General features: G+C 47.5%; 1 protein-coding gene. It reads right to left on the reverse strand.

Annotated features, from left to right (window positions below; all coding sequences use genetic code 11):
* Positions 1–278: GspE/PulE family protein (locus tag A3756_RS06975; RefSeq protein WP_197481238.1), on the reverse strand; the 278-nt coding region annotated here is incomplete at both ends.

Consider the following 278-nt stretch of genomic DNA (forward strand, 5'->3'; position numbering starts at 1 on the left):
GTTGATAGCACCATGTGCCCGGTCAAACTGGCTTGAACCGCAATTTCAGCTGTTTCGATATCACGGATCTCACCAATCATTACCACATCAGGGTCTTGACGAAGGATCGCTCTAAGGCCTCGGGCGAAAGTCATATCCACTTTAGTATTAACCTGGGTCTGCCCAATACCTGGCAAGTTGTATTCTATTGGGTCTTCAACCGTCAGAATGTTACGACTGCGGTCATTAATATGAGACAGACCTGCGTACAATGTAGTGGTCTTACCAGAACCGGTTGG

Source organism: Oleiphilus sp. HI0086, assembly GCF_001635225.1.